Origin of the sequence: Streptomyces sp. NPDC086554, from assembly GCF_040686095.1 — a bacterium.
In the GTDB taxonomy this organism is placed as follows: domain Bacteria; phylum Actinomycetota; class Actinomycetes; order Streptomycetales; family Streptomycetaceae; genus Streptomyces.
Genome location: NZ_JBFBJK010000020.1, coordinates 156,282 through 179,710 on the forward strand (window position 1 = coordinate 156,282; position 23,429 = coordinate 179,710).

At 70.2% G+C, this 23,429-nt stretch carries 19 protein-coding genes and 1 tRNA gene; 11 read left to right on the plus strand and 9 right to left on the minus strand.

The window, feature by feature from the left end; all coding sequences use genetic code 11:
- Window position 1 precedes the first annotated feature (1 nt).
- From efeB to AB0O76_RS30265, 4 genes are all read left to right on the plus strand, one after another.
- Complete coding sequence (gene efeB, locus AB0O76_RS30250; protein ID WP_365497366.1) at window positions 2-1,273, plus strand: iron uptake transporter deferrochelatase/peroxidase subunit; 1,272 nt, start codon at window positions 2-4, stop codon at window positions 1,271-1,273.
- A gap of 163 nt (window positions 1,274-1,436) precedes the next feature.
- Window positions 1,437-2,372 (plus strand): prephenate dehydratase, encoded by a 936-nt coding sequence (gene pheA, locus AB0O76_RS30255; RefSeq protein WP_365497368.1) that lies wholly within the window; start codon window positions 1,437-1,439, stop codon window positions 2,370-2,372.
- A 608-nt stretch (window positions 2,373-2,980) separates the two neighbouring features.
- Window positions 2,981-4,258, plus strand: a complete 1,278-nt coding sequence (gene serS / locus AB0O76_RS30260) for a serine--tRNA ligase (RefSeq protein WP_365497370.1) — start codon at window positions 2,981-2,983, stop codon at window positions 4,256-4,258.
- Complete coding sequence (locus AB0O76_RS30265) at window positions 4,255-5,079, plus strand: HAD family hydrolase (RefSeq protein ID WP_365497372.1); 825 nt, start codon at window positions 4,255-4,257, stop codon at window positions 5,077-5,079. The genes serS and AB0O76_RS30265 overlap by 4 nt, the downstream gene beginning before the upstream one ends.
- Before the next feature lie 49 nt (window positions 5,080-5,128).
- On the opposite strand, the gene AB0O76_RS30270 is transcribed toward AB0O76_RS30265, so the two are convergent.
- The 6 genes from AB0O76_RS30270 to AB0O76_RS30295 all read right to left on the minus strand — a co-directional run bounded on the left by AB0O76_RS30270 (window position 5,129) and on the right by AB0O76_RS30295 (window position 9,341).
- Window positions 5,129-5,218: transfer RNA gene (locus AB0O76_RS30270), tRNA-Ser, on the minus strand.
- Between the two features lie 248 nt (window positions 5,219-5,466).
- On the minus strand, window positions 5,467-5,721 hold the full coding sequence (locus AB0O76_RS30275) for a hypothetical protein (RefSeq protein WP_365497374.1): 255 nt from the start codon (window positions 5,719-5,721) through the stop codon (window positions 5,467-5,469).
- Between the two features lie 84 nt (window positions 5,722-5,805).
- Entirely contained in the window at window positions 5,806-6,525 is a 720-nt protein-coding gene (locus tag AB0O76_RS30280; RefSeq protein ID WP_365497376.1) for an ABC transporter permease, read from the minus strand.
- 11 nt (window positions 6,526-6,536) lie between these two features.
- The gene (locus tag AB0O76_RS30285) at window positions 6,537-7,448 is read right to left on the minus strand and encodes an ABC transporter ATP-binding protein (protein WP_365497378.1); all 912 of its coding nucleotides are present in this window, start codon (window positions 7,446-7,448) and stop codon (window positions 6,537-6,539) included.
- On the minus strand, window positions 7,445-8,350 hold the full coding sequence (locus AB0O76_RS30290) for an ABC transporter permease (protein WP_365497380.1): 906 nt from the start codon (window positions 8,348-8,350) through the stop codon (window positions 7,445-7,447). Before AB0O76_RS30290 ends, AB0O76_RS30285 begins: the two co-directional genes overlap by 4 nt.
- Complete coding sequence (locus AB0O76_RS30295; RefSeq protein WP_365497436.1) at window positions 8,340-9,341, minus strand: ABC transporter ATP-binding protein; 1,002 nt, start codon at window positions 9,339-9,341, stop codon at window positions 8,340-8,342. Before AB0O76_RS30295 ends, AB0O76_RS30290 begins: the two co-directional genes overlap by 11 nt.
- Window positions 9,342-9,601: 260 nt before the next feature.
- Between AB0O76_RS30295 and AB0O76_RS30300 the strand changes: the two genes are divergently transcribed.
- The 7 genes from AB0O76_RS30300 to AB0O76_RS30330 all read left to right on the plus strand — a co-directional run bounded on the left by AB0O76_RS30300 (window position 9,602) and on the right by AB0O76_RS30330 (window position 16,811).
- Window positions 9,602-10,453, plus strand: coding sequence for a M24 family metallopeptidase (locus tag AB0O76_RS30300; protein WP_365497382.1), 852 nt, complete (start codon window positions 9,602-9,604; stop codon window positions 10,451-10,453).
- Window positions 10,450-12,243 carry an SDR family oxidoreductase gene (locus tag AB0O76_RS30305; RefSeq protein WP_365497384.1) on the plus strand — a complete coding sequence of 598 codons (1,794 nt, stop codon included), beginning with the start codon at window positions 10,450-10,452 and terminating at the stop codon, window positions 12,241-12,243. The genes AB0O76_RS30300 and AB0O76_RS30305 overlap by 4 nt, the downstream gene beginning before the upstream one ends.
- The gene (locus AB0O76_RS30310; protein WP_365497386.1) at window positions 12,240-13,172 is read left to right on the plus strand and encodes a metal-dependent hydrolase; all 933 of its coding nucleotides are present in this window, start codon (window positions 12,240-12,242) and stop codon (window positions 13,170-13,172) included. The genes AB0O76_RS30305 and AB0O76_RS30310 overlap by 4 nt, the downstream gene beginning before the upstream one ends.
- Window positions 13,173-13,199: 27 nt before the next feature.
- Window positions 13,200-14,135, plus strand: a complete 936-nt coding sequence (locus AB0O76_RS30315) for a MerR family transcriptional regulator (RefSeq protein ID WP_365497388.1) — start codon at window positions 13,200-13,202, stop codon at window positions 14,133-14,135.
- 175 nt (window positions 14,136-14,310) lie between these two features.
- Window positions 14,311-14,874 (plus strand): RNA 2'-phosphotransferase, encoded by a 564-nt coding sequence (locus tag AB0O76_RS30320; protein WP_365497438.1) that lies wholly within the window; start codon window positions 14,311-14,313, stop codon window positions 14,872-14,874.
- 64 nt (window positions 14,875-14,938) lie between these two features.
- Entirely contained in the window at window positions 14,939-15,862 is a 924-nt protein-coding gene (locus tag AB0O76_RS30325; protein ID WP_365497390.1) for an LLM class flavin-dependent oxidoreductase, read from the plus strand.
- A gap of 61 nt (window positions 15,863-15,923) precedes the next feature.
- Entirely contained in the window at window positions 15,924-16,811 is an 888-nt protein-coding gene (locus AB0O76_RS30330; protein WP_365497392.1) for a Cof-type HAD-IIB family hydrolase, read from the plus strand.
- A gap of 42 nt (window positions 16,812-16,853) precedes the next feature.
- Here AB0O76_RS30330 and AB0O76_RS30335 read toward each other — a convergent pair whose 3' ends face one another.
- The 3 genes from AB0O76_RS30335 to cydD form a co-directional block, all read right to left on the minus strand.
- A complete protein-coding gene (locus AB0O76_RS30335) occupies window positions 16,854-17,891 on the minus strand; it encodes a M23 family metallopeptidase (protein WP_365497394.1) in 1,038 nt (345 codons plus the stop codon).
- 171 nt (window positions 17,892-18,062) lie between these two features.
- On the minus strand, window positions 18,063-19,799 hold the full coding sequence (locus AB0O76_RS30340; protein WP_365497395.1) for a GAF domain-containing protein: 1,737 nt from the start codon (window positions 19,797-19,799) through the stop codon (window positions 18,063-18,065).
- 95 nt (window positions 19,800-19,894) lie between these two features.
- Entirely contained in the window at window positions 19,895-23,413 is a 3,519-nt protein-coding gene (gene cydD / locus AB0O76_RS30345) for a thiol reductant ABC exporter subunit CydD (protein ID WP_365497397.1), read from the minus strand.
- Window positions 23,414-23,429 lie beyond the last annotated feature (16 nt).

Sequence of the window (23,429 nt, forward strand, 5' to 3'; positions counted from 1 at the left end):
CATGGCGGACAACGAGACGGCCCGCGAGGCGGACCGCGTCGAGAACCACCGCGCCATCTCGCGGCGGCGGCTGCTCGGCACCGCGGGCGCCACCGGCCTCGCGCTCGGGGCGGCGGGCGGCGCGGCCGGATATGCCGCGGCGCCGTCGGACAACGCGTCCCGGGCGGCGGCGTTGACGTCGCTGGGTGCGGACGAGGTCGTGTTTCACGGGAAACATCAGCCGGGCATCACGACACCCAACCAGTCCCGGGGCCACCTCATCGCCTTCGACCTGAAGGCGGGCGCGGGCCGCAAGGAGGCGGCGGCCCTGCTGCGCCGCTGGTCGGCGACGGCCGAGCGGCTGATGGCGGGCGAGGCCGCCGCGAGCGACGACACGGATGTCGCGCGGGACGCGGGCCCCTCGTCCCTGACGGTCACCTTCGGCTTCGGCCGCAGCTTCTTCGGACGCACCGGCCTGGAGAAGCAGCGCCCGGCCGCGCTCGACCCGCTGCCGGACTTCTCCTCCGACCGTCTCGACAAGGCTCGCAGCGACGGCGACCTCTGGGTGCAGATCGGCGCGAACGACGCGCTCGTCGCCTTCCACGCCCTGCGCGCCGTCCAGAAGGACGCGGGCGACGCGGCCCGGATCCGCTGGCAGATGGACGGCTTCAACCGCTCGCCCGGCGCGACCGCGCAGCCGATGACGACCCGCAACCTGATGGGCCAGATTGACGGCACGAACAACCCGAAGCCGTCCGAGAAGGACTTCGACCAGCGGATCTATGTGCCGGGCGACGGGGACCCCGCGTGGATGGCCGACGGCTCCTACGCCGTCGTACGCCGTATCCGGATGCTCCTCGACGACTGGGAGAAGCTGGGCCTGAAGCATCAGGAGGCGGTCATCGGGCGGCACAAGTCCGACGGCTCACCGCTGACCGGGGGCACGGAGACGACCGAGCCGAAGCTGGAGAAGGCCGGCGCGGACGGCGAGTACGTCATCGCCCTCAACGCGCACGCCCGCATCACGCGGCCCGATCAGAACGGCGGCGCCGCCATGCTGCGCCGCCCCTTCTCGTACCACGACGGCTTCGGCAAGGACGGGGAGCCGGACGCCGGGCTGCTGTTCATCTGCTGGCAGGCCGACCCGCTCCGGGGTTTCGTGCCGGTGCAGCGGAAGCTCGACCGGGGGGACGCGCTCTCGGAGTTCATCCGGCACGAGGCGAGCGGACTCTTCGCGGTGCCGGGCGGCGCCGCGAAGGGCGAGTACGTGGGGCAGCGCCTGCTGGAGGCTTAGGCCTGCCCCCATGCGTACGTGGAGGCTTGGGCCTGCCCCTTTCGTACGTGAGAACGGATGCCGTTTCTCGTACGTGAAACGGGTGCCGTTTCTCGTACGTGAGACAGGTGCCGCTCCGTGAGACGCGTGAGCCGCGCCACCTGCAGGCCATTAGGGTGACGGTATGTCGGCGATGCGCTACACCTATCTCGGCCCCGAGGGCACCTTCACCGAGGCCGCCCTCCGCACGCTCCCGGAAGCCGCCACCCGGGAGCTCGTCCCGATGGTGTCCGTGCCGGCCGCGCTGGACGCTGTCCGTAACGGCGACGCGGCTGCCGCGCTGGTGCCGATCGAGAACTCCGTCGAGGGCGGCGTCACGACCACCGTCGACGAGCTCGCCAAGGGCGAGCCGCTGATGATCTACCGCGAGGTCGTGCTGCCGATCGCCTTCGCCCTGCTCGTGCGGCCCGGCACGCGGATCAAGGACATCAAGACGGTGACCGGCCACCCCGTGGCCCAGCCCCAGGTCCGCAACTGGCTCGCTGCGAACCTGCCGGACGCCCTGTGGGAGTCGGCGGCCTCGAACGCGGACGGCGCGCGCCTGGTCCAGGAGGGACGCTTCGACGCGGCCTTCGCGGGCGAGTTCGCGGCGGCGACGTACGGCCTGGAGCCGCTGGTCAGCGAGATCCACGACGCGGCGAACGCCGAGACCCGGTTCGTCCTGGTCGGCCGCCCGGCCCGGCCCGCGGCGCCGACCGGCGCGGACAAGACCTCGGTGGTCATCTGGCTCGGCGACGACCACCCGGGCGCCCTGCTCGAACTGCTCCAGGAGTTCGCCGTGCGCGGGGTCAACCTGATGCGGATCGAATCGCGGCCGACCGGTCAGGGCATCGGCAACTACTGCTTCTCCGTGGACGCCGAGGGGCACATCACGGACCGTCGCGTGGGCGAGGCCCTGATGGGCCTGAAGCGGATCTGCCCGCAGGTGCGCTTCCTCGGCTCGTACCCGCGTGCGGGGGTCGCACCCGACGACGTACGGACGCTGCGGCCCGGTACGTCCGACAGCGAGTTCCTGGCGGCGTCGGACTGGCTGACGCAGTGCCAGGACGGCCGGTTCTGACCGGACCATCCCTCCGTCGTCGTCCGGTCTTACCTGCAGATTTACGTTGTCCACAAAGTTATCCACAGGGTGGGTTCTCGACCTGGGGACAAGTCGACAACGATCCACGACATGGTCGACAAATCGCCCTACGCCCCACAAGTCCATCCACAGCCGAGCACGTCACCCCTCGTCCACTCTTTTCCTTTGATCAACTCTTTGGAGTGAAGCATTTCCACTCGAAAGTGGGTGTGGAGATGGTTTGGAACGGGAATCCTTCGTCGCACATGCGGCTTTCGGAATGATCACTTCCGGCATCCACAGATCTTTCGCACACCCTGTGGATAACTTTTCCGGAGCGCCCATTCCTGTGGACAACGACCCCCTCAAGTCCCGCTTCCCACAAGGGGATCGAGTCAAGGCGGTGCGCCTCCTCTGCCCCGTTTCGGGGAATGGCGCCCTTTTTATTGACCAGCGCCCGACCGGCACCCGATCGACACTTGTCGCCCCATGGCGAACCATTCCAGCCTCACCTCTCTCCGGAATTCACACTCCGGCAAATGGGACATAACGCCACGGAGGGGAATATCGAGTCGTGGGCCGGAAGCGGGCACCGGTAGCCTTGTGGGGTGATTGACCTTCGCCTGCTCCGTGAGGACCCCGACCGTGTTCGCGCCTCCCAGCGCGCCCGTGGAGAGGACGTCGCGCTCGTCGACGCCCTGCTCTCCGCCGACGAGCGGCGCAGGTCGTCCGGGCTCCGCTTCGACGAGCTCCGTTCCGAGCAGAAGGCGCTCGGCAAGCTGATCCCCAAGGCCTCGGGTGACGAGAAGGCCGAGCTCCTGAAGAAGGCCGGCGAGCTCTCCGCCGCCGTCAAGGCGGCCGACGCCGCCCAGGACGAGGCCGACGAGGAGACCAAGCGCCTCCTTCAGCAGCTGGGCAACATCGTCCACCCGGACGTCCCGGTCGGCGGCGAGGAGGACTTCGTCGTCCTCGACACCATCGGCACCCCGCGCGACTTCGCGGCAGAGGGCTTCGAGCCGAAGGACCACCTGGAGCTCGGCGAGGCGCTCGGCGCGATCGACGTCGAGCGCGGCGCGAAGGTCTCCGGATCGCGCTTCTACTACCTGACCGGTGTCGGCGCCCTGCTCGAGCTGGCCCTGGTCAACGCGGCGATCGCGCAGGCCACGGAGGCCGGGTTCATCCCGATGCTGACGCCCTCGCTGGTCCGCCCGCGCGCCATGGAGGGCACGGGCTTCCTCGGCCAGGCCGCGGAGAACGTGTACCACCTGGAGAAGGACGACTACTACCTGGTCGGCACCTCCGAGGTCCCGCTCGCGGCGTACCACATGGACGAGATCATCGACGCCGACAAGCTGCCCCTGCGGTACGCGGGCTTCTCGCCCTGCTACCGCCGCGAGGCCGGCACGTACGGCAAGGACACCCGCGGCATCTTCCGCGTGCACCAGTTCGACAAGGTCGAGATGTTCTCGTACGTCGACCCGGCGGACGCGGAGAACGAGCACAAGCGGCTCCTGGAGTGGGAGAAGCAGTGGCTCACCGGTCTCGGCCTGCCCTTCCAGGTGATCGATGTCGCCACCGGTGACCTCGGTTCCTCGGCGTCGCGCAAGTACGACTGCGAGGCGTGGATCCCCACCCAGGGCAAGTACCGCGAGCTGACCTCCGCCTCGAACTGCGACGGCTTCCAGGCCCGCCGCCTCTCGATCCGGGTCCGCGACGGCAAGAAGGTGCAGCCGCTCTCGACGCTGAACGGCACGCTCTGCGCCGTCCCGCGCACCATCGTCGCCATCCTGGAGAATCACCAGCAGGCCGACGGCTCCGTGTGGGTGCCCGAGGTACTGCGTCCGTACCTGGGGGGACGAGAGATCCTGGAGCCCATCAACAAGTGAGCCACCCTGCTCCCGACGGCCCGTCCTTCCCGTACAAGCTCGTCGCGACCGACCTCGACGGAACGCTCCTGCGCTCCGACGACACGGTCTCGGCCCGCACGCGCGACGCGCTCACCGCGGCCACCGCGGCGGGCGCCGCGCACATCATCGTCACCGGCCGTGCGGTGCCCTGGACCCGGCACATCCTGGACGACCTGGGCTATGAGGGCCTGGCCGTGTGCGGGCAGGGCGCGCAGGTCTACCACGCGGGCGAGCACCGCCTGCTGACGTCGGTCACGCTCGACCGGCAGCTGGCGGGCCTCGCCCTGGCCAAGATAGAGGCGGAGATCGGCCCGCTGGCGCTGGCCGCGAGCCGTGACGGCCTCGACGGCGAGGTGATCGTCGGTCCCGGGTACGCGGTCCAGGACGGCCCGCTGCCCGCCGTACCGTTCACCGATGTCGCCGAGCTGTGGGCGGCTCCTCTGAACAAGGTGTACGTCCAGCATCCGGGCCTGAGCGATGACGCGCTCGCGACGGTGGCGCGGGAGGTGGCAGGCGGTCTGGTCGGCGTGACGATGGCCGGCGAGGGCATCGTCGAGCTGCTCCCGCTCGGCCTCTCCAAGGCGACCGGCCTCTCCCTGGCGGCCCGCCGCCTGGGCGCGAAGGCCGCGGACACGATCGCCTTCGGCGACATGCCCAACGACATCCCGATGTTCGGCTGGTCAGCACATGGCGTGGCCATGGCCAACGCCCACGAGGAACTCAAGGCGGTGGCGGACGAGGTGACGGACTCCAACGAGGACGACGGAATCGCGGCGGTGCTGGAACGGATGTTGGGCTGAGGGGTTTCACCCCGGGCGCCTTGATGGGGCCCAAGCCCAGTGCAACGCCTGGCGGAGGATGCGCGGATCGAACGCGCGCAGGGCGTCAACCCTGACGACGGCTTAGCAAGCCGCTGCCTTACCACTCGGCCAATCCTCCGGGTGGGCGGCCCGCGCAGCGAAGTGCGCGCTCGAAGCGGCCGCCCCGGGCATCTCCCCCGTGGGCGGGGCTCTACGGAGTGAGTAACTACTCCGAAGCCTGCCGCGGGCTGCCCTGCTGGGAACTCGACGGACTACTACTGATGGACACGTCGGCTCCTCTCCCAGAAGGTGGGCGCCAGGCTGTGGCGCGGTGACATCAACTACTCTGCCCGCGCCGGAAGTTCACCGCCACCGAATTAATCCGCCCTAGCGGCGCCGCCGACGCCACCGCCGCCGCGCCCGGCTGAAGAACCACCCCGCGGGCGGCTCGTCGGACCGCCACGGCTGCGGCTCGGGAGCGCCGCTCCTACGCCATCGCGCACTGAGCATCCGGGCCCGCGCCGACGGCTCCGCGGCCTCCGCGGAACGTATGAAGTTCTCGTCCAGGACGGTCTCGTCCCAGTCCTTTGACGGGGCCTTTGACGGGGCCTTTGAGGGGTCCTTTGAAGGCTCCGATGCCATCACGGCACCTCCCTGGAAACAGCGCACCCTCCCACCAGTGTCCTGGCAGGAGGGTGAAGACGCCGTCAAGAGCGGACCGGGCTGCTACTCCTCCCCGGCCAGCGTCAGCGACCGCAGCTTCTGTCCCGCGTACCAGGTGGCGAGCACCGTGACGCCGACGAGGAGGACCGTGGCGACGGGCAGGCCGACGTCCGAGGTGACAAGATCGCCCGTCGCGGTCTTCTGCGCGACGGCGAGGGACCACTGCTGAACGCTGAGCGTGCGCGCCCCGGAGACCAGCGACCCGAAGACGGCCTCCCAGACGAGGGCGTAGACAAGGCCGAAGACCACCGCGTGCCGGGTGATCGTGCCGAGGAGCAGGAACATCGCCGCGTACGCGATGGAGGCGACCAGGGCGGCGATGGTGTACGCCACGGCGATCTGCTGGCCGTTGCCGTTCAGGATCATGCCCGCGATGAAGGTGGGGATCGCGGAGAAGGCCATGGTCACGGCGATGGCGACGATCAGCTTCGTGAAGATGATCGTCGGTCGCTTGACGGGCTTGGACAGGAGATACACAACGGAGCCGTCGTCGATCTCGGGACCGATCGCGCCGGTGCCCGCGATGACGCCGATGATCGGCACCATCGTGGCGAGCGCGAAGCCGCCCAGGAGGTCGACGGCGACCTGGTCGTCGGCGCCGCTGAATCCGCGGACCGCCGCGGCGATCACGATCAGCAGGACGGGCAGGGCGAAGAGGATCAGAGCCCGGCGGCGGCCGAGCAGGGCCCGGTAGGTGAGCCGGGCGACAGTGGGGTCGTACACGGTGGCTCCCTTCAGGCCGCGACGAGATAGGAGAAGACCGACTCGAGGGACTCGTCCGAGGGCGAGACCGTGAGGAGCCGGATGTCGTGATCGCGGGCGATGCGTGGCAACAGGGCGGTGAAACGGCCGAAGTCGACGGCCTGGATGCGCAACGCGCCTTCCTTGACGTCGACTTCGATGCCGGCGGTCGACGGGTCGGCGATCAGCGCGGCGGCCAGGGCACGGTCGTCGCTTGAACGGACAAGGTAGCGGTGCGGGCGGTCCGTCATCAGGCGGCGGATCTTGCGGAAGTCGCCGCTCGCCGCATGCCGTCCGGCCACGATCACCTCGATGTGGGAGGCCAGTTGCTCGACCTCTTCGAGGATGTGCGACGAGAACAGGACCGTGCGGCCCTCGTCCCCCATGCGCCGCAGGAGGTCCATCAGCTGCATGCGCTGACGGGGGTCCATGCCGTTGAACGGCTCGTCGAGCAGCAGCACGGACGGGTCGTGGACCAGGGCGGACGCCATCTTCACGCGCTGGCGCATGCCCTTGCTGTACGTCGAGATCTTGCGGTCCTGCGCGTACTCCATCTCCACCGTGGCGAGCGCCCGGTGGGCGGCGCGCTCGTCCAGACCGTGCAACTCGGCGTTGGCGACGACGAATTCGCGGCCCGTGAGGAAGTCGTACATCGCCTCGCGCTCGGGGACGATGCCGATGTCCTTGTAGATCTGTTCGTTGCGCCAGATCGGCGTGGCGTCGAGCGTGACGCTGCCGGTGGAGGGGGCGAGGAAGCCACCCATCATGTTGATGAGGGTGGACTTCCCCGCGCCGTTCGGACCGAGGAGGCCGGTGACGCCCGGGCCCACGTCCATCGTGATGTCGTTGACCGCCACCACGTTGCCGAACCAGCGCGAGGTGTGATCGATGTTGATGGTGCTCACAGTCCGACCTTCCGGTAGCGGCGCATCATCGCGCCGTAGCAGCCCGCGATGAGGGCGAGGACGACGATCACATAGACCACGCCCGTGCCGGACGAAGGGCCTTCCCCTCCGGGGAAGGCGGAGGTCGCGCCGAGGAATGCGGTCTGTACGCCGTCGATGAGCGTGATCGGCGAGAAGAGGCCGAGCCAGGCGATGGCGTCGGTGCTGCCCTGTTCGAAGGCGATCGCCTGGACCGTGGACACCGCTCCGTAGGAGATGGTCAGTACGGCGATGACCGCGGCGATCCCGAAGCCGCGGCGGGGGGTGATCGCCGAGATGACCAGGGCGATGCCGGCGAAGAGGAGCGAGAGCAGGGCCACGGAGACGAGTCCCTGGGCGAAGCCCTTCGTCTGGTCCGCGAAGTCGAGCTTGGCGAGCAGCGCCCCTACGTAGAGCACGAGCAGCGGCGCGGCCGTGAGGATGAAGAGGGCCGATGCCATCGCCGCGAACTTGGCGCGTACGTAGTCACTGTGATCGATGGGCCGGGAGAAGTAGAGCGGGACGGTCTTGAAGCGCAGGTCGCGGGAGACGGTCTGCGGGGCCTGGGCCGCCAGGTAGAGGCTGATGACGGCCTGCAGCACGATCGCGTAGCGCGTGTAGTCGAGGGGGAGGTCATTGGCCTTGGTGGTCACGGCGACCGCCACCATGATCGCGGCGGGGACGCACATCACCGCGAAGAGGATCATGGGCAGGACCTTGGACTTGGCGGAGCGGCCCAGGCCGTACGCGCCGCGCAGGCTCTGCGAGAAGAGCGAGCGGCGGGCGTAGGCGCGGCCGAGGCGCGGACCGTCGTAGTTGCGATACCCGATGTTGTGGATCCGGGTCTGTTCACCGGCGCGTGCCGGGGTCTGCTCAACCGCCATGGCGGACCGCCTCCTTCCCCTCTGCTTCGTGATCGGCGTGATCGGCGTCGTCGGCTTGATCGGACTGACCGGAGTGGAAGACCTCCGCGATGTGGTGCCTGCGCTGTTCCATCCGGACAAGGCCGAGGCCGAGGTCCGCGACGAGGTCGCGCACCAGGTCGTACGTCTCCTCGCCCTCCGCTTCGAGCAGCACGGTGTGCCCGGCGCCGGGGAGGGTGCCGCCCTCGTGGGTGGCGACCCCGCGTCCCTTCAATGCCTCGCGCAACGCACTCGTGCCGTCCAGGTGTTCGTCGGTGTCCGTCACCTCGACCGCCAGCGTCGTGGTGGTCTGGGTGAAGTCGGTGGTGGAGCTGGAGCGCAGCAGCTTGCCGCCGTCGATGACGACGACGTGGTCACAGGTGCGCTCCAGCTCGCCGAGGAGGTGCGAGGTAACCAGGACGGAGATGCCGAAGTCCGTGTGGACCCGGCGGATGAGGCCCAGCATCTCGTCACGGCCCACGGGATCGAGGCCGTTGGTCGGCTCGTCCAGGAAGACCAGATCGGGGTCGTGCACGAGCGCCTGCGCGAGTTTCACTCGCTGCTTCATGCCCGTCGAATAGCCCCCGATGGGGCGGTAGCGCTCCTCGTACAGACCCACGTGCCGCAAGGTGTCCGCCGTGCGCTCGCGGGCCGCGGCGGGCGGCAGCCCCGACATGCGCGCCATGTGGACGACGAACTCGGTGGCCGACACGTCGGGCGGCAGGCAGTCGTGCTCGGGCATGTAGCCGACGCGCTCACGGATCTGGCCGCCGCGCGTTGCGACGTCGAGTCCGAGCACGGCGGCCGTGCCCTCCGTGGCGGGGGACAGACCCAGCAGGATCTTGATCAGTGTGGACTTGCCGGCTCCATTGGCTCCGACGAGTCCGGTCACACCGGGCCCGATATCCATGGAGAGCCGGTCAAGCGCGGTCACCCTCGGGAACCGCTTGCTCAGGCTTTCGGTCGCGATCACAGTCACGCATTCGACGGTAGTGGCGCAGACCACACCAGTCGTCAGACCACGGGCTTGCCCTGCCCTCACTCTGGAGTATTACGGGCCCGTAAGGGTCGTCCTGAAGTCGACCCCTGGGGGATCTTCCGGACCTGTCCCGCAGGCTTGTGCAGAACTATTGACGCAGCCGCTGAGCATTGTCACATTCATCAGTGTCAAGTTACGACCGCGTACGGCGATGGACCGGACACGGGTGGACCGGACACGGGACGGACGGTGGCATGACCTCAGCAGTGGCAGGCGAACTCTCGGCGGAACTGCGGGGGTTCAGGGAAGTGCAGACCCTCGCGTATGCATGCGCGGAGGCGGTCGCGGGGCAGCTCAAGCCGGGGGTGACCGAGCGCGAGGCGGCGCGGATGCAGCGTGAGTGGCTGCGCGAGCGGGGCGTGCGGGACTGGTTCCACCTGCCTTTCGCCTGGTTCGGGGACCGCACGGCGTTCGTGAACTTCCGGATACCGCTGCAGTTCTTCCCCACCAACCGCAGGCTGGAGCCGGGGATGCCCTTCATCCTCGACATGGCCCCGGTCTACAAGGGATATACGGCCGATATCGGCTACTCGGGCTGTCTCGGCCTCAACCCCGTGCACGACAAGCTGCTCGCGGACCTCGAGGCGCACCGCGAGCTGATCCTGCGCGAGGTGCGCGAGCGCCGCCCGCTGCGCGAGATCTATGAGGACGTGGACCGCCTCATGGTCCGCCAGGGGTACGCCAACCGCCACCGCGCGTATCCCTTCGGCGTCATCGCGCACAAGGTCGACCGTGTGAAGGAGCGGCGCCTGACGCCGCATGTCTTTGGCTTCGGCACCCAGTCCCTCAAGGGCCTGGCGAGCGACGCGATCCATGGCCACCGGGACGGCTGGTCGCCGCTCTGGTCGCCGTACAAGTTCTCCGACCACCCGCCCCAGAAGGGGCTGTGGGCGGTCGAGCCGCACCTCGGGTTCCGGGGCACGGGCGCGAAGTTCGAGGAGATCCTGGTCGTCACCGACTCCAAGGACCCCGAGCAGAGCGCTTTCTGGCTGGACGACGATCTGCCGCATGTGCGGCGCTGGGCTGAGGAAAGGGCCGTCGCATGAGCGCGGGGGGATTCAACAACGGACTCGCCAAGGGACTCAACGGCGCGCGCGAGCGCTGGGTGCATACGGGCGGAGTGGAGCTGTGCGTCGCCGAGCTCGGCGACCCGACACAGCCCACGGTGCTGCTCGTGCACGGCTATCCGGACTCCAAGGAGGTGTGGTCGGAGGTCGCCGAGCGTCTCGCCGACCGCTTCCATGTCGTCCTGTACGACGTGCGCGGACACGGCAGGTCGACGGCTCCGAAGCCGCTGCGCGGCGGCTTCACCCTGGAGAAGCTGACCGACGACTTCCTGGCCGTCGCCGACGCGGTGAGCCCGGACAAGCCGGTGCACCTGGTCGGGCACGACTGGGGTTCGGTGCAGTCCTGGGAGTTCGTCACGGTCAAGCGCACGGAGGGGCGGATCGCGTCCTTCACCTCGATGTCGGGGCCCTCGCTCGATCACTTCGGGCACTGGATCAAGAAGCGGATGTCCCGGCCGACGCCGCGCAAGGTCGGTCAACTGCTGGGCCAGGGAGCCAAGTCCTGGTATGTGTACATGCTGCACACGCCGGTGCTCCCCGAGCTGGCCTGGCGCGGGCCGCTCGGCAAGCAGTGGCCGAAGATCCTCCAGCGCGTGGAGAAGGTCCCGGCGGGCGACTATCCGACGCCGTCGCTGCCCTCGGACGCCGCGCACGGCGCCTGGCTCTACCGGGACAACGTCCGCGCCCGGTTGCGCAGGCCCCGCGCGGACGCCTACGCGCACGCGCCCGTGCAGCTCATCACGCCGTCCGGGGACATCTTTCTCTCGGAGCGGCTCTATGACGAACTGGAGCTGTGGGCCCCGCAGTTGGTGCGCCGCAGCCTGCCCGCCAAGCACTGGGTGCCGCGCACCCGGCCGGATCAACTGGCGGCCTGGATCAGCGAGTTCGTGACGACCAACGAGGACGGCGTGCCCGCCAACGACAGTGTGGCCACGGGGAAGCACGCCGACCGCTTCGGCGGCCAGCTGGTCCTGGTCACGGGCGCGGGCAGCGGCATCGGCCGGGCCACCGCCTTCGCGTTCGCCGAGGCGGGAGCGCGCGTGGTGGCCGTCGACCGGGACGCGGAGAGCGCGGCACGCACGGCGGAGATGTCCCGGCTCATCGGCGCCCCGCAGGCCTGGGGCGAGACGGTCGACGTCAGCGACGAGCAGGCCATGGAGAAGCTCGCCGAGAAGGTCGCCAGGGAGTACGGCATCGTCGACGTCCTGGTGAACAACGCGGGCATAGGCCTCTCCGGCTCGTTCCTCGACACGAGCGCCGAGGACTGGAAGAAGGTCCTCGACGTCAATCTGTGGGGCGTGATCCACGGCTGCCGGCTCTTCGGCAGGCAGATGGCCGAGCGCGGCCAGGGCGGTCACATCGTGAACACCGCGTCCGCGGCGGCGTACCAGCCGTCCAAGGCGCTGCCCGCCTACAGCACGTCCAAGGCGGCGGTCCTGATGCTCAGCGAGTGCCTGCGCGCCGAGCTCGCGGGCCAGGGCATCGGGGTCTCCGCGATATGCCCGGGCTTCGTGAACACGAACATCACGGCGACGTCCCGCTTCGTCGGTGTCGACACCGACGAGGAGAAGCGCCGCCAGAAGAAGTCGTCGCGGCTGTACGGCCTGCGCAACTACCCGCCGGAGAAGGTCGCCGACGCGGTCCTGCGCGCGGTCGTCAAGAACCAGGCGGTGGTCCCGGTCACCCCGGAGGCCCGCGGCGCCCACCTCATGTCCCGCTTCACTCCCAAGGCCCTGCGTGCGATCGCCCGATTGGAGCCACCGTTGTGAGCACGGAGAAGAACGCCGAGACGAACACCGAGGAGCACTACACGATCGTTCCGCGCCGGGTCTCCTTCAACTGGGAAGAGACCCCGCTGCACTGGATACCGGACGAGCCCACCGCCACCCACGTCATCAACGTGCTGCATCTGCTCCTGCCGGCGGGGGAGCGGTGGTTCGTGAAGGTCTTCAAGGAAGGCCTTCCCCTGGTCACCGATCCGGTGCTGCTCAAGGACGTCAAAGGGTTCATGGGCCAGGAGGCCACGCACAGCGTGCAGCACGCGCATGTGCTCGACCACCTGGCGGCGCAGCGGCTCGACACCGCGGCATTCACCAAGTACGTCGACTTGCTCTTCGAGAAGATCCTCGGCGAGAAGCCGCCGCTCGGGGCGCCGATACCGACGCAGGAGTGGCTGCGCTACCGCCTGGCGGTGGTCGCGGCGATCGAGCAGTTCACCGCCGTACTGGGGAACTGGGTGCTGCACGCCGAGGGCCTTGACCACGCGGACGCCGACGAGGTCATGCTCGACCTGCTGCGCTGGCACGGCGCGGAGGAGGTCGAGCACCGCTCGGTCGCCTTCGACATGTACCAGCACTGCGGCGGCGATGGCCTGCCCCGCTACGCCCGTCGTATCGCGGGCATGGCGGTCACGGCGCCCGTGATGCTGTACCTGTGGGTCTGGGGCACGGCCTATCTGATGCGCCGCGACCCTCAGCTCGCGGGACGCCTGCGCTACTCCCTGGCCGAGCACAACAGGGCGGTGCGGAAGGGCCTGCTGCCCACGTGGCGTGAGCTGGGTGCGGCGATACCCCGCTATCTGCGGCGGTCGTACCATCCCTCGCAGGAGGGCTCCCTGCGCAGGGCCGTGGAATATCTGGCCGAGTCACCCGCGGCGCGGGCCGCGGCGGCCGCCGTCGGCAGGGCTGCCATCGCCTAGCACAAGGGTTCATGGAGGGGTGGGGGCGTGGACGAGCAGTCGGGCGCCGGTCGCAGACCGGTGGAGTACCGCATCGAGGACCTGGCGCATCACAGCGGCGCCACGGTGCGCACGATCCGCGCCTACCAGGACCGAGGGCTGCTCCCCCGGCCCGAGCGGCGCGGCCGGGCCAATGTGTACGGCGACGCGCATCTGGCGCGGTTGCGACAGATCGCCGATCTGCTCGACCGCGGCTACACCCTGGCCTCCATCAAGGAGCTCCTTGAGGCCTGGGACGCGGGCCGGGGTCTCAGCGGTGTGCTGGGGCTCGCCGCGGAGGTCGACGGTCCGTGGACGGACGAGAAGGCCGACCGGATCACGCGGGCGGAGCTGGACGCGGCGTTCGGCGGCAAGCCGGACGACGCGGCGGTCGCCGACGCGATCGCGCTCGGCGTGCTCGAGCCGATGCCGGGGCGGGACGACGAGTACCTGGTTCCGAGTCCTCAAGAGCTCGCTGTGGCCGTTGAGTTGCACGCGGCGGGAGTTCCGCTCCTGGCAATCTCCGGCCATCTGCGGGAGTTGAGGGGGCAGGTGGAGCACATAGCCGCCCGTTTCCTCGAGTTCACGACCGAGCATGTCTTCGCGCGCTATCTCGGTCATCACCCGCCGACCGATGCGGACGCCGCGGAGGCGGCCTCGCTCGTCCGTCGGCTGCGGCCACTGGCGCAGCAGTCGGTCGACGCCGAACTGGCCCGAGCCATGCGCCTGTTCGCCACACGTCACCTCCAGCAGCACCTCACATCGGGGCAACCGGCATCCCGTACGGATGAGGCGCTTTCTGTGGCTCTGCCCGTGTCGACAACCCGGGCCGTGGAGGCGTTGGTTGGTCGGGAGAACGTCGCGGCGTTCATCGCGGCAGCTACCGAACGTGAGCTACAGGCCAGGACATTGGAATCACTTGCCGCAACACATAGCAATACATGATCTTTTGCCCAAAGCGCCTAAATGGTCTGTGTGTTGTCCACAGAATCGCCAATTCCCCTGTGGATAACTGGACTTGGCTGTGGATCAAACCTGTGGATGCAAATCGACCGATGAAAAGTCGGTGGACGAAAATCAAGTGCGGGGAGAACGGCCCGTGCGCGACTCTGACCGGGTGATTGGAGAACCCCCCACCGACGAACGACGCACCGTGAAGGTGTCGAAATACCTGTCGAAACACCTGCGCCATCAGCCCGAGCGGATCGGTCTCACACTCGACGAGAGCGGCTGGGTGGAGATCGACGCCCTGATCGCCGCGGCCGCACGGCACGGTTTCCGCTTCACCCGCGCCGAGCTCGACCATGTGGTGGCCGCCAACGACAAACAGCGCTTCGCCGTCGAGAACGGCCGGATCCGCGCAAGCCAGGGCCACTCGATCGACGTGGACCTCAAGCTGCCGCCGGCGACCCCGCCCGCGTATCTCTTCCACGGCACCGTGGCCCGCAATGTCGCCGCGATCCGCGCCGAGGGCCTGCGGCCCATGAACCGCCATGCCGTGCATCTCTCGGCCGACCGCGAGACCGCCACCCGGGTCGGCGCCCGCCGCGGCCGCCCCGTCGTGCTCTCCGTGGACGCGGGGGCGATGCACCGCGACGGGCACTCCTTCCAGGTCAGCGCCAACGGCGTCTGGCTCACCGCCGCCGTGCCACCGGGCTATCTCCGCTTTCCCGACCGGCACTGATCGCTTCCCCCACCGCCACTGATCGCTTCCACGACCGGCACCGATCGGGCATACGCTCTGATACATGAGTTTGCGTCTGAGCACCGTGATCCTGCCCGTCACCCGCTGGCACGAGGGCGGCAAGGAGCGCTGGCAACGGGCCGAGGAGCTGGGCTTCCACACCGCGTACACCTACGACCACCTCTCCTGGCGGACCTTCCGCGACGGGCCCTGGTTCGGCGCGGTGCCGACCCTGACCGCCGCCGCGGCCGCCACCGACCGGCTGCGCCTCGGCACGCTCGTCACCTCGCCGAACTTCCGGCATCCGGTGACCCTCGCCAAGGACCTGATCACCCTCGACGACGTGTCCGACGGCCGGATCACCCTCGGCATCGGCGCGGGCGGCAACGGCTTCGACGCCACCTCGCTGCTCAAGACCGGCGAGGAGCCCTGGACGCCGCGCGAGCGGGCCGACCGCTTCGGAGAGTTCGTTCCGCTGCTCGACCGCCTTCTTACAGAAGACGTCGTTTCGTACGACGGTGAGCACTACTCGGCGTCCGAGGTGCGGAACATCCCGGGCTGCGTGCAGCGCCCCCGGCTGCCCTTCGCGGTGGCCGCCACCGGTCCGCGCGGACTGAAGCTGGCCGCACGCCACGGCCAGGCATGGGTGACCACGGGCGACCCCAAGCTCTTCGAGAACGGCACCCCGGAGCAGTCACTTCAAGCCATTCGCGGCCAGGCCGAGAAGCTCGCCGCCGCGTGCGAGGCGATCGGCCGCGATGTCGCCGAGCTCGACAAGATCCTTCTCACCGGTTTCACGCCTGATCGCCCTCTCGACTCCTTCGACGCGTTCATCGACTTCGCGGGCAACCACGCTGAGCTGGGCTTCAACGAGATCGTGCTGCACTGGCCGCTGCCGGGAACGGACTTCGCGGCGGACGAGAAGCTCTTCGAGCGGATCGCGACGGAGGCCCCGGTCCAGCTGGGCGGCGGCACAGCAGGGGCGTAAAGGCACTCAAATGTGCGCCCCAGCGCACGCCCGTGCACTCAGATGCGGGACAATCGGTGGCGTGACCTCAGCTACCCCACGGCCCCAGACCCCGGCCGCCTCCGTCCCGCACCGACCCAAGGCACGGCTGATCGCCACGGACCTGGACGGCACGCTGCTGCGCGACGACAAGTCCGTATCGGACCGCACCGTGGCCGCGCTCGCCGCCGCCGAGGAGGCCGGGATCGAGGTCTTCTTCGTGACCGGCCGCCCGGCCCGCTGGATGGACGTCGTCAGCGACCACGTCCACGGCCACGGCCTCGCCATCTGCGGCAACGGCGCTGCCGTCGTCGATCTGCACGGCGGCGCCGGCAGTCATCGCTTCGTCAAGCTGCGGGAGCTGCGCCGCGAGGACGCGCTCGACGTCGTGCACGTCCTGCGCGACGCGGCCCCCGGCACGTCCTTCGCGGTCGAGCGCACCGGCGGTCTGCACCACGAACCGACGTACCCGCCCCTGCACTTGGAGCCCGGGGAAAGCGTCGCGCCCGCCGAGAAGCTCCTGGCGGAGGACTCCGACGCCGCGGACCAGCCCGTCCTGAAGGTCCTCGCCTACCACCCCGAGCTCGCGCCCGACGAGTTCCTCGCCGTGGCCCGCGCGGCCGTGGACGGCCGTGTCGAGATCACCCGCTCGAGCCCGAGCGCACTCCTGGAGATCAGCGGCCCCGGCGTCTCCAAGGCCAGCACGCTGGAACTGTGCTGCGCCGAGCGCGGCATCACGCCCGCCGAGGTCGTCGCCTTCGGGGACATGCCGAACGACATCGAAATGCTCTCCTGGGCGGGCACCTCGTACGCGATGGGCAATGCGCACCCGGACGTGATCGCCGCCGCGTCGGGGCACACGGTGGCGAACAACGAAGACGGCGTCGCGGTCGTCATCGAGCAGATCCTGCGGGACCGCCCGAGCGCCTGACCGGCCTGGCGTCAGAGCGGTACTCCCCGCTCTGGCCTGGCCTCAGAGCAGTACTCCCCGCTCGGCCAGCCACTTCACCGGATCCACCCCGGACCCCAGATACGGCGTGAGCCGCACCTCGAAGTGGAGGTGCGGCCCCGTCGAGTTGCCCGTCGTGCCCGCCTGCCCGACCCACTGCCCCGGAGCCACCAGGTCCCCCTGGTCGACGGTGACGGCGGCCAGATGCGCGTACTGCGTGAAGTAGCCGCCCTCGTGCGCCACCACGACCTCGATGCCGAAGGCGCCGCCGCACGACACCTTCACCACCCGGCCCGCGCCGACCGACCGCACCGGCGCCCCGATGCCGACCGCGAAGTCCTGCCCCGTGTGCCGGCTCGCCCAGTGCGCGCCCGCGCTCGCGAAGCCCGCCGAGAGTTCGTACGCCTCCACGGGCGGCACCCACGCGCGCGTGTCGACCATTTCCGGCTGCTCCAGGCGTACGGCGCCACGGCACTGCCCGGCCGCGACGGACCGGTCGGCCTCGCCCTGCAGGGCCCACTGCGCCGACGCCAGCTTGCTCTCGATGCCGCGCTTCAGCCTCGCCAGATGTGCGTTGCGCCGGTCGAGCGTGCGCTTGGCCCGGTCCGCCGTGTGCTTGGCCTCGGCGAGTCGGGCGGCGGCCCGCTGGGTCTTGATGACGGCGTTGTTGACGGCGAGATCCGCCTGCCACAGCACTCGCTGACCTCGCATCAGTTCCTCGGGGCTGTCGGCGAGCAGCAGTTGGGCGGTCTGGGGGAGTCCGCCACCGGTGCGGTACTGGGCGCTGGCCATCCGGCCGAGGTCGCCGCGCAGCACCTCGACGGCGTGCTGCTCCTTCGTGAGGAGTCGGTCCAGTTTCCGGACCTCGGCCCGCTGCACCTCTGCGGCCCGCTGCCCCGCTTCGTAGTGCACGGTCGCCGCGGACGCCTCTTCGTAGAGCCGCGCCACCTCGGCGCTGGTGTCCGGCCCTTCGTTGGCACCGGCCGACGTGGGGACGAGCAGCGCGCACAGCAGTACCGACACGGTGACGAGATGTTGGATACCGCGGTGGCTCAGGCGCATGTCACGGATCGTTGTCCCGCCGCCCTCACCCGGTCCTGCTCAACTCGTACACCCGGGGCACCCGGTGCCCCGAACAGCCCACTGCCGTACGGCCGAACAGGGCTCTACGGAGAGGCCTGGTTCGGTAACCCCCCACCTGTAGAGGTCGATTCGGTCCCCGTGAAGGCCGATTCAGTACGGCGCCTGCCACACCACCGTCGTACCGCCGCCGTCCTCGCCGATGCCGGGCCCGTACCAACTGTCGCCCCCCAGCGACTCCGCACGTCTCTTGAGGTTCTTCAGGCCGCTGCGCCGGCCGCCCTGCGCGATGCCGACACCGTCGTCCGAGACCGTCAGACGTACGCCCTGCTGCCCGTCGGGGAGGATCACCGTCGCGTCGACGACTACGTCGATGCGGTCGGCCCCCGCATGCCGGAACGCGTTCGACAGCGCCTCCCGGAGCGCGGCGATGAGGTTCTTGCCCGCGAGCTCGCCGACCACCGTGTCGACGGGCCCCACGAAGTGGTGCGACGGCTTGAAGCCGAGCGGCACGGCGGCCATGTTGATCTCGCGCAGGACGCGTGTGCGCAGCCCTGAAGGGGCCTCCGCGGGCCCCTGCTGCAGGGCGAAGATCGCCGTACGGATCTCCTGGATCGTCACGTCGAGCTCGTCGACGGCCTTGCCCACGCCGGCCTGCACCTCGGGCACGACGGACCTGCGCTGGGCGCTCTCCAGCATCATCCCGGTGGCGAACAGGCGCTGGATCACCAGGTCGTGCAGATCCCGTGCGATGCGGTCCCGGTCCTCGTACACGGCGAGCCGTTCACGGTCGCGCTGCGCCTCGGCCATCATCAGCGCGAGCGCGGCCTGCGAGGCGAACTGGGTGGCCAGCGTCCGCTCGGTCTCGCTGAACGGGCGGGCGCCACGCGCGCGTGGCGTCACGAGCGTCCCCATGACACGGCCGTCGCTCTGCAGCGGCAGCATCATCACGGGGCCGTAGCCGCGGGCCAGGTCGGTCATGATCCGCGGATCCGTCGCCGCGTCGTCGATGAACACGGACTCCCCGGCCTGGAGATCGGTGATGATCCGGCTCTCCGCGGGGATGACCACGCCGAGCGCGGCCAAGGGTTCGTCCGAGGAGACGGCGACGATCTCCATGCCGCCCTCGTCCTCGGGCAGGAGCACGATCCCGGCGGCGGAGTCGGCGAGATGCCGGGCTTGTTCGGCGACTACGGAGAGGGCTTCTTCCGCGTCGCTGCCCGAGAGCAGCGCTGTAGTGACGGCCACGGAGCCGTCGATCCAGCGCTCGCGCTGCATGGCGGCTTCGTAGAGGCGGGCGTTGCCGATGGCGATGCCCGCCTCCGTGGCGAGCACGCGGACCATGTGCACGTCGTACTCGTTGAACTCGGCGCCGTCCCGCTTCTCGGTGAGATAGAGGTTGCCGAAGATCTCGCCCTGGACGCGGATGGGGACACCGAGGAAGGTCCGCATCGGCGGGTGGTTCGCCGGGAAGCCGCAGGAGCGCGGGTCGGTGGAGAGGTCCGCGAGGCGGAGGGTCTCGGGCTGGTGGATGAGGGCGCCGAGCAGCCCCTTGTGCCCGTCGGGAAGGTGCCCGATCCGTTCGGCCGTCTCCTCGTCGATCCCGGTGTGGACGAAGTCCGAGAGCCCCTTGCCGTCCTCGGAGACGACGCCGATGGCTGCGTAGCGGGCGTCGGCGAGCTCGGCGGCCGTCTCGCAGATGCGGTCCAGTGTGGTGTGCAGTTCGAGCCCGGCGCCGACGGACCGCATCGCCTCGAGCAGCTGCGGCACCCGCGCGGTCAGCTCGGGGGAGAGCCCCTGGAGGCTGCGGGTCGCCCGCTTCGCCGCCTCGATCGGGTCCGGAGTGCCGTCGGGACGCGGTGAGGCGGCGGAGGCCGATGGGGCTGACATGCTTTGAGAGTAGTTAGTCCTATTTGGCGAGGAAAGTCGGGGCTGACCTCCCTGCCCCGTCGGCACCGGGGCCAGTCCCTACCCGGCCGTCACCCCTACCCCGCCGTCAGCAGCAGGTCCGCCGCGCTCTCCCGCTCCCGCATGCGCGCCAGCGGCCCGTCCACCGCCACGAGCTCCGCGTACGCGCCACGCTGCACCACCCGGCCCGCGTCGAGGACGATCACCTCGTCCACCGCGTCGAGCCCGGCAAGACGGTGTGTGATCAGCAGCGTCGTACGTCCCTCGGTGGCGGCGAGGAGGTCATCGGTGAGGGCGTCGGCGGTCGGCAGGTCGAGGTGCTCGGCCGGCTCGTCGAGGACGAGGACGGGGAAGTCGGCGAGCAGCGCGCGGGCCAGGGCGATGCGCTGGCGCTGGCCTCCGGAGAGGCGCGCCCCGTGCTCGCCGACCAGGGTGTCGAGGCCCTCGGGCAGCGAGTCGGTCCAGTCCGTGAGCCTGGCCCGCGTCAGCGCGTCGCGCAGCTGGGCGTCGCTCGCGTCCTTCCGCGCGATGAGCAGGTTCTCGCGTACGGAGCTGTCGAAGATGTGCGCGTCCTGGGCACAGAGCCCGACCAGCTCACGCACGGTGTCACCGTCGAGGGCGGCCGCTTCCGTGCCTCCCAGGGTGTACGTCCCCTCGGTCGTCCCCAGGAAGCGCAGCAGGACCTGGGCGAGCGTGGTCTTGCCGGAGCCGGACGGGCCGACCACGGCGATCCGCCGCCCCTGCTCCAGCGTCAGGCCGACATCCGCGATGGCGTCCCGGTCCTGCCCCTCGTACCGGGCGTGCAGCCCTTCGACGCGGAGCGGGAACGGCGTCTGCGGGCGCTGTGCGGGCTCGGCGGGCTCGGGTACGGGTTCGGGGGCGTCGAGGACCTCGTAGACGCGCTCAGCGCTCTTCCTGACGCGCTGGCGGTACTGCACGGCGAGCGGCATCCCGATGACCGCCTCAAAGGCGGCGAGCGGCGTGAGGACGACGACGGCGAGCGCGACCCCGCCGAGCCGGCCGTCGTGCACCGCCTGCACCCCGACGAGGGCGGCGGCGGCCACGGTGAGCCCGGTCGCGAGCGCGCCGAGTCCGTCGCCGAGCGCGGTGGCCGTTGCGGTCCGGGAGGCGATCCGGGTCAGCTCGGCGTCGGCTTCCTTCGCCGCCGCGGTACGCCGGGGCAGCGCGCCCGCGACCGTCAACTCGGCGGTCCCGGTGAGCAGATCGGCCACCCGCGTGGCGAGCACCCCGCGCGCGGGAGCGAGCTTTCGCTCGGCGCGGCGGGCGACGGCCCCGGAGAGCAGCGGTACGCCCAGTCCTGCGAGCAGCAGGCCGACGGCGAGGACGGCGCCCGCTTCCGGCAGCAGCCAGGCGGTGAAGCCGACGGCTCCTGCGCCCACGACGGCGGCGGCGGACGCGGGGAGCAGCCAGCGCAGCCAGTAGTCCTGCAGGGCGTCGACGTCCGCGACGAGACGGGACAGGAGGTCGCCGCGGTGGCGGTTCCTGAGCCCGGCAGGGGCGAGGCGTTCCAGGCGCCGGTAGACGGCGACACGGGTGTCGGCCAGCATCCGCAGCACGGCGTCGTGCGAGACGAGGCGCTCGGCGTAGCGGAAGACGGCGCGCCCCATGCCGAAGGCGCGGGTCGCCGTCACGGCGACCATCAGGTACATCACCGGGGGCTGCTCCGAAGCCCGGCTGATCAGCCACCCGGAGGTGCCCATCAGCCCTACGGAGCTGCCGATGGCGAGCGCGCCCAGCAGGAGGGCGAGGCCGAGCTTGCCCTTCCGCTGCTGCGCCATCCCCCGCAGCCGGGCCAGGACACCGCCCTTGGGGTGCAAGCCGCCCCAGGCCCCCGCCTGATCGCCCGTCACCACCGGGTCACCCGAAGCGCCTTCGGCTTCCACTTGCCCGTCGGCCGCCCCGCCCTGCACAGGCACACGACCGGCCGCGAGCTCCGCTCCGGAGGGGCCTGCCTGCAGCCGTACAACCCGGTCCGCAACGCCGAGCAACGCCGGCCGATGCACCACCAGCAACACGGTCCGCCCGACAGCCAACCGCCGAACCGCCTCGACAACCCCGTCCTCGGTCTCCCCGTCCAGAGCCGCGGTCGGCTCATCAAGGAGCACCACAGGCCGATCGGCCAGGAAGGCCCGCGCCAGCGCAAGCCGCTGCCGCTGCCCGGCGGAAAGCCCCGCCCCGTCCTCCCCGAGGACGGTCTTCACCCCGCCCGGCAGCGCGGACACGAACTCCCAGGCTCCCGCCGCCCGCAGAGCGTCCCGCAACGCCACATCGTCCGCGTCCGGCCGCGCGAGCCGCACGTTCTCCGCGATGGACCCGGCGAACAGATGAGGCCGCTGCGGCACCCAGGCGATCCGCTCACGCCACCGGTCGGGCGAGACGTCCGCAAGGTCGACGCCCCCGACCCGAACCCGCCCCTCGGCGGGTTCCACAAAGCCGAGCACGACATCGAGCAGCGTCGACTTGCCCACCCCGCTGGGCCCGACCAGAGCCACCGTCTCGCCGGGCTCCGCCGCGAACGACACCCCGGAGACCGCGTCCGACGCCCGCCCCGGATACCGGACCGTCACGCCCTCCACGCTCAGCGTCCCCGAAGGCGCCGCCGCATCCCCCGTGGCCCGCACCGGAGTCTCAAGGACCTCGAAGATCTCCTCGGCGGCCGACAGCCCCTCCGCCGCCGCGTGGTACTGCGCACCGACCTGACGCAGCGGCAGATAGGCCTCGGGCGCCAGGACGAGGATGACGAGTCCCACGTACAGATCCATGTCTCCATGGACGAGCCGCATCCCGATGGTCACCGCTACCAGCGCCACCGACAGTGTCGCGAGCAGCTCCAGCGCGAACGAAGACAAGAAGGCAATGCGCAACGTACGCATCGTCGCCTGCCGGTACTCGCCCGTGATCTGCCGGATCGACTCGGCCTGCGCCTTGGCGCGCCCGAACACCTTCAGGGTCGGCAGGCCCGCCACCACGTCCAGGAAGTGGCCCGACAGGCGGGAGAGGAGCCGCCACTGACGGTCCATCCGGTTCTGTGTCGCCCAGCCGATCAGGATCATGAAGACCGGGATCAGCGGCAGCGTCACGACGATGATCGCCGCCGACACCCAGTCCTCGGTGACGATCCTCGCGAGCACCGCCACCGGCACGACCACCGCGAGCCCCAACTGCGGCAGATAGCGCGAGAAGTAGTCGTCGAGCGCGTCCACACCCCGCGTGGCCAACGAGACGAGCGACCCGACCCGCTGCCCGGTCAGCCACCCCGGGCCCAGCTGTCCGGCCCGTTCGAGCAGCCGCCCCCGCAGCTCCGACTTGACCGCCGCGCTCGCCCGGTGCGCGGCGAGTTCGGTCAGCCAGGAGACGAGGGCCCGTCCCGCCGCGACCACCGCGAGCAGGACGAGCTCGGTCCCCAAGTCGCCTACGGAGAGCCCGCGCTGGAAGGCGCCCACCACGACCTCGGCGATGAGCATCGCCTGGGCCACGACCAGGCCCGCCCCGGCGACACCGAGGACCACCACCGCGATCAGGAAGAACCGGGTGGCACGGGCGTACCGGAGCAGACGCGGGTCGATCGGTTTCACGTGAAACACACCTTCC

Bases quoted from the DNA above. Each gene is read 5' to 3' on its own strand.
- AB0O76_RS30300 (WP_365497382.1), top strand. From the start codon at position 9,602: ATGACCTCAGCAGTGGCAGGCGAACTCTCGGCGGAACTGCGGGGGTTC.
- pheA (WP_365497368.1), top strand. From the start codon at position 1,437: ATGTCGGCGATGCGCTACACCTATCTCGGCCCCGAGGGCACCTTCACC.
- AB0O76_RS30290 (WP_365497380.1), bottom strand. From the start codon at position 8,350: ATGGCGGTTGAGCAGACCCCGGCACGCGCCGGTGAACAGACCCGGATC.
- AB0O76_RS30335 (WP_365497394.1), bottom strand. From the start codon at position 17,891: ATGCGCCTGAGCCACCGCGGTATCCAACATCTCGTCACCGTGTCGGTA.
- AB0O76_RS30305 (WP_365497384.1), top strand. From the start codon at position 10,450: ATGAGCGCGGGGGGATTCAACAACGGACTCGCCAAGGGACTCAACGGC.
- efeB (WP_365497366.1), top strand. From the start codon at position 2: ATGGCGGACAACGAGACGGCCCGCGAGGCGGACCGCGTCGAGAACCAC.
- AB0O76_RS30340 (WP_365497395.1), bottom strand. From the start codon at position 19,799: ATGTCAGCCCCATCGGCCTCCGCCGCCTCACCGCGTCCCGACGGCACT.
- AB0O76_RS30325 (WP_365497390.1), top strand. From the start codon at position 14,939: ATGAGTTTGCGTCTGAGCACCGTGATCCTGCCCGTCACCCGCTGGCAC.
- AB0O76_RS30275 (WP_365497374.1), bottom strand. From the start codon at position 5,721: ATGGCATCGGAGCCTTCAAAGGACCCCTCAAAGGCCCCGTCAAAGGCC.